The organism is Paenibacillus sp. FSL M7-1455 (assembly GCF_038004655.1).
Taxonomy (GTDB): domain Bacteria; phylum Bacillota; class Bacilli; order Paenibacillales; family Paenibacillaceae; genus Paenibacillus_AQ; species Paenibacillus_AQ cookii.
In genome coordinates, this window is the sequence record NZ_JBBORO010000001.1 from 70,538 (window position 1) to 80,000 (window position 9,463).

Consider the following 9,463-nt stretch of genomic DNA (forward strand, 5'->3'; position numbering starts at 1 on the left):
GGAAAGGGCCTTTTCAAATGGGGAGCGGGCAAGTATACTGACAACCAATAGAGAAGCTTTTGCAGCGAAAGGAATGAAGAAATGAGCGGGGAAAGCGTCGTTACGTTGAAGCATTGGAAAAGGTGGGCCGAAAAAGGATATACGATGCTGCCTTTTGTACTCGAGGCGGATTGCCGGGGGAAAAGCAGCGGTCTGCCCGCGTCTTGGTCGCATGCCTGGAAACAGGCGTCTCCGCATTCCTTTGTCCTCGAAAGCGGCAAGGATGGACGTTACACCTATTTGGGGCTGGAACCCGCGTCGGTATTGCGGGGGAAGGGAGAAGAGGCGCGCGTAACCTGCCTTCGGGAAGGCAGCACGGCATGTTCGGCAGCATCTCCGCTTGAGGCTATAAAACAATGGATGGCGCCTTACAAGGGACCTGCGCCGGAGGACCGGGCCGATTTGGCGGCCGATCTGCCGCCGTTTCTTGGGGGATGCGTCGGCTTCCTGGGTTACGATGTCGTCCGGTTCCTCGAAGAGCTTCCGGCTACCGCTGCCGACCATCCGGATCTCCCGGATTACCTTTGGATGTTATTCGACGAGATTTGGATCTATGACCATGCTAGGCAAAAACTCTTTTGTGCGGTCCATGCGAACATAAAGGCGGATACGGACCTGGGCGATGCTTACGATGCCGCCCGGGAAAAGGCCCAAACGATGTTTGACCGATGGTCCCGGTTTACGGTACAAGCGCGGGGCGAGATCGAAGAGGAACGGCTGTATCGGCAAAAACACGTAGAAGACGGGCCAACGGAGCTGGATTCCGGCGAATGGCCCGGCATGGAAAGCGCCTTTACGCGCGAGGCTTTTGAACGGGCGGTCACGGCGATCCAGGATTATATCCGGCAGGGCGACGTATTTCAGGTCAATTTGTCGCTCAGGCAGGAACGGAGGCTGGAATCCGAACCGGAACGGATTTATGAATGGCTGAGAGTATTGAATCCGTCGCCGTATATGGGAATGCTTCGTTCTCCGGGCTTCAGCCTTGTGAGCGCATCTCCCGAGCTGCTGGTCAAGCGGCAGGGAGACCTGATCGGCGCCCGTCCCATCGCCGGCACGCGGCGCCGCGGACATACGAAGGCGGAGGACGAGGCAATGGCCGCCGAGCTGCTGGGCAGCGAAAAGGAACGCGCGGAACATGTCATGCTGGTGGATCTTGAGCGCAACGACATCGGCAAAGTGGCCGCCTACGGGACGGTCAGGGTACCGGAGCTGATGACCGTCGAGCAGTACTCCCACGTCATGCATCTGGTCTCCCAGGTAGAGGGACGGCTCGCACCAGGCAAAGACGCGTTTGACGTGATCGCCGCCCTCTTCCCTGGGGGCACGATCACGGGAGCGCCGAAGGTGCGCACGATGGAGATCATCGAAGAGCTGGAACCGGTCAGACGCGGCCCTTATACGGGCTCCATGGGCTGGATTGACTACAACGGAAATTTGGAATTAAATATTATCATAAGAACGCTGGTCGTTTTGGACGGGATCGGCATGATTCAGACCGGCGCGGGCGTCGTGATCGACTCCGAGCCATACCGCGAATACCGCGAATGCCATAATAAAGCCAAAGCCGTCGTCAAGGCAGTCCTTTTGAGCGAAAAGGAAGCGGCTGCCCGGTCGCAGCGGCGTGAAGAGGAGATGAGAGCATGATTCTGGTGATCGACAATTACGACTCTTTTACGTATAACCTGGTTCAATATCTCGGGGAACTGGGGGAAGAGGTCAAAGTATTCCGCAATGACGAAATCGACATCCAAGGAATCGAAGTGCTGGCTCCCGATCATATTCTGATTTCGCCGGGGCCGTGCACTCCGAATGAAGCGGGAATCAGCCTCGAGACCATTGAGCATTTTAAAGGCAAGGTTCCGATTTTTGGCGTATGCCTTGGGCACCAGGCCATCGGACAGGCATTCGGCGGCAAGGTCGTTCGCGCCGAACGGCTGATGCACGGCAAAACGTCGCCGATTTTGCATCAAGGAACGTCGGTATTCGAGGGATTGCCGTCGCCGTTTACGGCGACGCGGTACCATTCCCTGCTGGTGGAACGCAGCACGCTGCCCGATTGCCTCGAAGTTACCGCCGAAACGGAAGAGGGCGAAATTATGGGACTGCGCCACAAGGAGTACCCGATCGAAGGCGTTCAATTCCATCCGGAGTCGATCATTACCGACCATGGACACCAGATGCTGCGCAATTTCCTGAAGCGGACGGCGACGACGGGCGCATGAATCGGATTCTGATAAACGGTCAATCTATGGATGCTTCTGCTGCCGTGGTCTCCGTAATGGATCACGGCTTTTTATACGGCATGGGTTTGTTCGAAACGCTCCGGACCTATGGCGGCAAGCCGTTTTTGCTGGAGCGGCACTTGGCTCGACTGAAGGCGGGCTGCAAAACGCTGGGCATCGACGTTTCCGCGCTTCCGGATGACCTGCAGGTGCGGGAATGGATCGCCGAGCTGATGCAGGCTAACGGGCTGGAGGAAGCTTATGTCCGCTACACGGTCAGCGCGGGGGAGGATGCGCTCGGATTGCCCGCGGGAATGTATAGCCGTCCCGCTTCGGTGCTGATGGCGAAACCGCTGCCCGAGCCGGCGCCGACGCTGTATACCCACGGCAAACCTCTTAAACTGCTGGGCACCCGGCGAAATTCGCCAGAGGGCCCCGTCCGTTTGAAGTCGCTCCATTACATGAACAACATTTTGGCGAAGAGGGAGCTTTCCTCCGATCCCGAAGCGGTACGGCTTTATGCCGAGGGCTTGATGCTGAATGCGGACGGGCATGTGTCGGAGGGAATCGTGAGCAACGTCTTTTTCGCGAAAAACGGAAAGGTCTGTACGCCGGACACGGCTTGCGGCCTGCTGCCCGGCATTACGCGCGGGTTGGTTTTGGAGCTGGCCTCGGAGGCGGGAATACGCTGCGAGGAAGGGTTTTACACTTGGGAAGACTTGCGGGAAGCGGATGAAATCTGGCTGACCACTTCCATTCAGGAATTGGTGCCCGTCACCTCGTTGATCGACCCGGACGGCACGGTTTCGATCATCGGCGAAGGGCGAATCGGACCGTTAACGGATATACTGCTGCGGTTGTACCGCCGGCAAACGGGAGGCTATCATGAAAACGACAATCTATGAACGGACATACCGGATGGGCGAAGCGGTGCTTGAGCTTGGTGCATCCACCAAAATTATGGGTATTTTGAACGTAACCCCCGACTCATTTTCGGATGGAGGCCGGTACGTCGACCCGGATCAAGCGGTTCGGCATGCCTTGCAAATGGTGGAGGACGGGGCGGACTTGATCGACATCGGAGGCGAATCGACGCGGCCGGGTTACGAGCCGGTGTCCGCGGAAGAGGAGCTGCGCCGGATCATTCCGGTCATTGAAGCGCTGCACCGGGCCGCCCCCCATATCCCGATCTCGGTGGATACGTATAAAGCGGAGGTAGCGCGGGAAGCGATCCGGGCGGGAGCCCATATCATGAACGATATTTGGGGAGGCAAAAAGGACCCGGATATGCTCAAAGCGGCCGCCGAACTCGGCTGCCCGATTATTTTGATGCACAACAGGAAAGATATGAACTACGGCGATTTTACGGCCGACGTCGTGCGGGACCTGCAGGAAAGCGTCGAATTGGCGCTGAAGGCCGGCGTTGCCGGTGAACGGATCATTTTGGATCCGGGCGTCGGTTTTGCGAAAAATTTGCCGGAAAACCTGCAGATCATGACGCAGCTTGACCGGCTCGTCGGGATCGGTTATCCGGTGCTGCTCGCGACCTCCCGCAAAAAGTTTATCCGTACCGTGCTGGATCTTCCGGTTGGGGACGTCGTCGAAGGAACGGCGGCCACGGTCGCGTTCGGCATTGCCCAAGGCTGCCAAATCGTGCGCGTTCATGACGTGAAACAAATCAAGCGGACCGTGGATATGTGCGACGCGATGCTGTATGCCTCGCCGGATACGAGAAGGGTACGCGAACATATTACGGAGGGATGACGGATCCATGGATAAAATGAAGCTGCATCGGATGGAATATTACGGGTACCACGGCGTGTTTGAAGAGGAACGCAAGCTGGGCCAACGTTTCTATATCGATTTGGAGCTGGAGCTCGATTTGCGGGAAGCCGGCCGAAATGACGATTTGAGCAAAACGGTAAATTATGCCGAAGTGCACGAGCTCGTGAAAAAAGTCGTTGAAACCGAGTCTTTCCGCCTCATCGAGGCGCTCGGCGAACGTGTTGCATCCTTGTTACTGGACACTTATACTAGTATCGATGCATTGACGGTCAAAGTGACCAAACCGCACCCTCCCTTTGACATCCATTTTCAGGGGGTCACCGTGGAGCTTCACAGAACGAGGAGTTAGCAAAGAATGAGCGGCTGACGAAGCCTTTTTGCTAGTCCCGAGAACAAGAAAGCGAGAATCTGCCATGAATGCACAATCCACCTCTGAGTCATCAGAGGCTTATATTGCTTTAGGGGCCAATTTGGGCGACCGCGAGGAAACGCTGATGGATGCGGTGCAACGTCTCGATCGGCATCCGGACGTCGCGGTGCTCGAATGTTCCGATTTATATGAGACCGAGCCGGTCGGTTACGTCGACCAGCCCCTTTTTCTGAATATGGCCGTACGGGTTCGCACCACGCTCGATGCTTACGGACTGCTGCACGTCATGCAGCAAATCGAAAAAGACCTTGGACGCGTTCGGCATATACGCTGGGGCCCGAGAACCGTCGATTTGGACCTGATCTGGATGGAGGGGCGGCGGGAAAACACCGAGGAGCTGATTTTGCCCCACCCTCGCATGGAAGAGCGTTTGTTTGTGCTCGTCCCTTTGAAAGACGTCGTGCCGGAGGGCGAATCCTCCGGATTGCGGCCTATCCTGTTTGCAGCGTTGGAAAGACTGGATGGAAAGGACGGTTTACAGCTTTGGAAAACATGCAGCTGGCACAGCGCATCCGCGCCTTTCGGAAGTTAAAAGGATACACGCAGCAGGAGCTGGCGTCGGGATGCGGCATTTCGCTGACGGTGCTTGGCGCCATCGAGCGGGGCAACCGCCATGCCGACGAGCGCACGCTTGCGAAAATTGCGGAGGTACTGGGCATATCGCTCGAGGAGCTTACCAATCCTTAGAGTTACGGGTATATAAATGATTACATGAAGTCAAAGGAGCGACAAAGAGATCCCATGTTGAAAATTGGCGATATTGAAATGAAAAATCAGGTCGTCCTCGCTCCGATGGCGGGTGTTTGCAATCCGGCTTTCCGGTTGATCGCCAAGGAGTTCGGAACCGGACTGGTTTGCGCGGAGATGGTTAGCGGCAAAGCGATCGTCCACGGCAATCGGCGCACGCAGGAGATGCTTTTTGTCGACGAACGGGAGAAACCGCTCAGCCTGCAAATTTTCGGAGGCGACCGCGACTCGCTCGTGGAAGCGGCGAAGGTCGTGGATAAACAGACGAATGCCGATATTATCGACATTAACATGGGCTGCCCTGCGCCCAAAGTGACCAAAATCGACGCAGGCGCCCGCTGGCTGCTCGATTCCAACAAAATTTACGAAATGGTAGCGGCCGTGGTGGATGCGGTAGACAAACCGGTGACGGTCAAAATGCGCACGGGTTGGGACAGCGACCACATTTTCGCGGTCGAAAACGCCCAAGCGGTGGAACGCGCCGGAGGGAAAGCGGTCAGCATACACGGCCGTACCCGCGAACAGCTGTATACCGGCCATGCGGACTGGGATATTATAAAACAAGTCAAAGAGTCGGTATCGATCCCGGTCATCGGCAACGGGGACGTGGTTACCCCCGAGGATGCCCGCCGGATGTTGGACCAAACCGGAGTCGACGGGGTCATGATCGGCCGCGGAGCCCTGGGCAATCCATGGATGCTGTACCGCACGATCGAATATTTGAAAACCGGGGAGCTGCTGCCGGAACCGACGGCCGAGGAGAAGATCCGAATCGCGATTTTGCATATGGACCGTCTCATTGCGTTGCGGGGAGAAGCGGTGGCCGTACGCGAAATGCGCAAGCATTTGGCCTGGTATTTGAAAGGGCTCAAAGGATCCGCCCGCATCAAAGACGAAATCATGGAAGGAACGAAGTGGGACGAAATGGTCCGAATTTTGGAAAATTTCGTTGCAAGCCTCAAAGAGAGGGAGCAACTGGAAGCAGAAGCGGTTGAGGAGGCGGCGGTTTCCCGGTAATTCCGCCATGTCATGACCATGCATATACAAAATTGCGCGCGATTGACATTTTGAAATGCTTACCATATAATTTTTCAGTATAAATTCGACTTTATCCTTAAAACAGCAGAGGGATGTTCTGATCCTTCACACTTTGCATAAATATAGATTGATCTAAAGCAAGCTGGGTAGTTCATTCTATACTCGTTTTTTTGATTCCGTTTCATAATGGGTGGAATGGGTTATGAAACCGAATCGCTTTAAATTCATTTATATGACAGGAGAATCGGTTAAGATGAGCGATAAAGAAGTCATTCTGACACAGGACGGACTCAAAAAGCTGGAAGACGAACTCGAGAACCTGAAATCGGTCAAGCGGCGCGAGGTTGCGGAACGGATCAAAGTAGCCATCGGCTACGGCGATATCAGCGAAAACTCCGAGTACGAGGATGCCAAAAACGAGCAGGCCTTTATCGAGGGACGCATCATTACCCTTGAAAAAATGCTTCGCAATGCGCGCATCATCAACAACGACGAAATCAATACCGATATTGTCGGGGTTGGCGCGACGGTGATCGTGCAGGACATGGAGTACGGCGACACGATGGAGTATACGATTGTCGGCACGGCCGAATCCGATCCGCTCAACAACAGGATTTCGAATGAAAGCCCGGTCGGCAAAGCGATCTTAGGCAAGCAAAAAGGAGCCGTCGTGGACGTAAACGTGCCTGCCGGCGTGATCCAATACAAAATCATCGATATCAAGAAATAAGATCGGCGTGCTTTAGGATTGTAAGAAAGAGCTTCCTTTAGGAAGCTTTTTTTCAGATATATAGGATGAAATGGGAATGAATTCATGTATTCCCCGGTTATGTCATGCAGTACCCTGTTTTTCTTGGAAGGACAGGCAGTAGGATCGAAGGAGTGACGAATGAAAATGTCGGAAGAAGTAAACAACCACGAACAAGAAATGGAACTTAGCGAAATGCTGCAAATTCGCCGCGGTAAGCTGGACGAGCTGCGGGGCCTTGGGATTGACCCTTTTGGAAAAAAATACAACCGCACCCATCATGCGGGAGACCTGCTCAAGAAATATGACGGTATGACCAAAGAAGAGCTGGACGAGCAGCATATCGAAGTGAAGGTAGCGGGCCGGATTATGGCCAAACGCGGCATGGGTAAGGCGATTTTTGCCCATATTCAGGATCTCAGCGGCAAAATCCAAATTTACGTGCGTCAGGATTCCGTGCCGGAAACGGCTTTTGAAGCGTTCCGCCTGCTTGATCTCGGGGATATTGTCGGAATCGCCGGCACGATGTTCAAAACCAAAACGGGAGAGACGACGATCAAAGCGAGCGAAGTCGAGGTTCTCGCGAAGTCACTCAATCCGCTGCCCGACAAATATCACGGCCTGAAGGACGTCGAGCTTCGTTACCGTCAGCGTTACGTGGATCTGATTATCAATCCGGAAGTGCAGCAAACGTTTATCGCCCGTTCCCGGATCATTCAGTCGATGCGCCGCTATTTGGACTCCCAAGGTTACCTTGAAGTGGAGACGCCGACGCTGCATGCCATCGCAGGCGGCGCTGCCGCGAAGCCGTTCATCACGCATCATAATGCGCTCGACATGGAGCTTTATATGCGCATCGCGATCGAACTTCACTTGAAGCGCCTGATCGTCGGCGGCCTGGAGAAAGTATACGAGATCGGACGCGTATACCGGAACGAAGGCATTTCCACCCGCCACAACCCGGAATTCACCATGATCGAGCTGTATGAAGCTTATGCCGATTACAAGGACATCATGAACTTGACGGAAAACTTGATTGCCCACATCGCGCAGGAAGTGCTCGGCACCCAGGTCATCAATTACCAGGGGCATGAGGTCAACCTCGCACCGGGCTGGCGCCGCGTGTCCATGGTGGATGCGGTTAAAGAAGTCAAAGGCGTAGACTTCGGCGTGCACATGACGGATGAAGAGGCGCATCGCCTTGCCAAGGAGCATAACGTCAAAGTCGAGCCGCATATGACCTTTGGCCATATTCTGAACGCGTTTTTCGAGGAATTTGTAGAGGAAACGCTGATTCAGCCGACGTTCGTTACCGGGCATCCGGTGGAAATCTCGCCGCTGGCGAAGAAAAACGAAGAGGATCCGCGTTTTACGGACCGCTTCGAGCTGTTTATCGTGGCGCGCGAACATGCCAATGCCTTCAGCGAGCTGAACGACCCGATCGACCAGCGCCAGCGTTTCGAAGCACAGCTCAAGGAACGGGAGCAAGGCAACGACGAAGCGCATGAAATGGACGAGGACTTCCTGAATGCGCTCGAATACGGCATGCCGCCTACAGGCGGACTCGGCATCGGCGTGGACCGTCTCGTGATGCTGCTGACCAACTCGCCTTCGATCCGCGACGTACTGTTATTCCCTCATATGAGAAACCGTACGCAGGAGTAGCTTAATTCGGTTTAACGGGGAAGAGGGAATTTCATGACCGGATTCATCGGACTTCTTGGGACATGGAGATGAAGATTCGCCGCAAGCTTTTATAACATAAGAAAAAAGGAACAGCGTGACGGGGTCACGTCTGTTCCTTTTTTGCGTTTCATTCGGATGGGCGGCAAAGCGACTGAAGATGACGATATACGGTTCTGCGCATCAAGTCCGCCGGCATCTTTTCCGGCCTGAGTACGGCATGGATGGCCAATCCGTCGATCAAGGCATAAAAGCGTTCGATTTCAAGCTCGGCGTCCAGATCTGGCGCAGCCAAGTTTTTGGCGGCCAATCCATCCATGATTTCAATAAAAATGGATCTGAGCCCATCATCGACTTCCAGGCGATATCTAGCGAGATCCTTGTCGGACAGCGATTTGACGACAAAAGCGAACCAGACCTCCATTTCGAGCCGTTTCTCCTCGTCCGTAGGCAGAATCTCGTCGACGAGGAGAGGAATGTCCGTCAAAAGGTCCCCGCTGAAATCGATGTTGGCGATCCGTTTTCCGACACGGTCGGAAACCATCTTCATGGCATAGAAGAGCAGTTCCGAATGCGTCGAGAAATAATGGCGCATCGAACCCACGGACAATCCGGCCTCATCCGCGATGTTCCGGACCGAAGCCTGGTCCAGCCCTTTTTTTTGAATGACGCGCCAGGTGGCTTCCGCAACTTTTTCCCTTTGTTTTTCATGATCCACGATTTTAGGCATGTCCTTAGTATAACATTTTCCTTGTTTTTTTAATACAG

Annotated in this window: 11 protein-coding genes; 10 read left to right on the top strand and 1 reads right to left on the bottom strand. The window is 54.5% G+C overall.

Going from position 1 to position 9,463, the window contains the following annotated elements:
• Nucleotides 1-81: 81 nt before the first annotated feature.
• From NYE48_RS00325 to lysS, 10 genes are all read left to right on the top strand, one after another.
• Nucleotides 82-1,686 (top strand): anthranilate synthase component I family protein, encoded by a 1,605-nt coding sequence (locus NYE48_RS00325; RefSeq protein ID WP_212952165.1) that lies wholly within the window; start codon nucleotides 82-84, stop codon nucleotides 1,684-1,686.
• A complete protein-coding gene (gene pabA, locus NYE48_RS00330; protein WP_212952166.1) occupies nucleotides 1,683-2,264 on the top strand; it encodes an aminodeoxychorismate/anthranilate synthase component II in 582 nt (193 codons plus the stop codon). The genes NYE48_RS00325 and pabA overlap by 4 nt, the downstream gene beginning before the upstream one ends.
• Nucleotides 2,261-3,169 carry an aminotransferase class IV gene (locus tag NYE48_RS00335; protein WP_212952167.1) on the top strand — a complete coding sequence of 303 codons (909 nt, stop codon included), beginning with the start codon at nucleotides 2,261-2,263 and terminating at the stop codon, nucleotides 3,167-3,169. Before pabA ends, NYE48_RS00335 begins: the two co-directional genes overlap by 4 nt.
• Nucleotides 3,150-4,028, top strand: coding sequence for a dihydropteroate synthase (gene folP / locus NYE48_RS00340; protein ID WP_212952168.1), 879 nt, complete (start codon nucleotides 3,150-3,152; stop codon nucleotides 4,026-4,028). Before NYE48_RS00335 ends, folP begins: the two co-directional genes overlap by 20 nt.
• Before the next feature lie 7 nt (nucleotides 4,029-4,035).
• Nucleotides 4,036-4,398, top strand: coding sequence for a dihydroneopterin aldolase (gene folB, locus NYE48_RS00345; RefSeq protein WP_212952169.1), 363 nt, complete (start codon nucleotides 4,036-4,038; stop codon nucleotides 4,396-4,398).
• 64 nt (nucleotides 4,399-4,462) lie between these two features.
• Nucleotides 4,463-5,011 carry a 2-amino-4-hydroxy-6-hydroxymethyldihydropteridine diphosphokinase gene (gene folK / locus NYE48_RS00350; RefSeq protein WP_036712785.1) on the top strand — a complete coding sequence of 183 codons (549 nt, stop codon included), beginning with the start codon at nucleotides 4,463-4,465 and terminating at the stop codon, nucleotides 5,009-5,011.
• Complete coding sequence (locus NYE48_RS00355; RefSeq protein WP_036712787.1) at nucleotides 4,963-5,166, top strand: helix-turn-helix domain-containing protein; 204 nt, start codon at nucleotides 4,963-4,965, stop codon at nucleotides 5,164-5,166. The genes folK and NYE48_RS00355 overlap by 49 nt, the downstream gene beginning before the upstream one ends.
• Before the next feature lie 54 nt (nucleotides 5,167-5,220).
• Complete coding sequence (gene dusB, locus NYE48_RS00360; protein ID WP_340996170.1) at nucleotides 5,221-6,243, top strand: tRNA dihydrouridine synthase DusB; 1,023 nt, start codon at nucleotides 5,221-5,223, stop codon at nucleotides 6,241-6,243.
• Between the two features lie 274 nt (nucleotides 6,244-6,517).
• Complete coding sequence (gene greA, locus NYE48_RS00365) at nucleotides 6,518-6,994, top strand: transcription elongation factor GreA (RefSeq protein WP_036712792.1); 477 nt, start codon at nucleotides 6,518-6,520, stop codon at nucleotides 6,992-6,994.
• 165 nt (nucleotides 6,995-7,159) lie between these two features.
• Nucleotides 7,160-8,677, top strand: a complete 1,518-nt coding sequence (gene lysS, locus NYE48_RS00370; protein WP_036712803.1) for a lysine--tRNA ligase — start codon at nucleotides 7,160-7,162, stop codon at nucleotides 8,675-8,677.
• A 148-nt stretch (nucleotides 8,678-8,825) separates the two neighbouring features.
• Here lysS and NYE48_RS00375 read toward each other — a convergent pair whose 3' ends face one another.
• Nucleotides 8,826-9,413 carry a TetR/AcrR family transcriptional regulator gene (locus tag NYE48_RS00375; protein ID WP_340996172.1) on the bottom strand — a complete coding sequence of 196 codons (588 nt, stop codon included), beginning with the start codon at nucleotides 9,411-9,413 and terminating at the stop codon, nucleotides 8,826-8,828.
• Nucleotides 9,414-9,463: the final 50 nt, after the last annotated feature.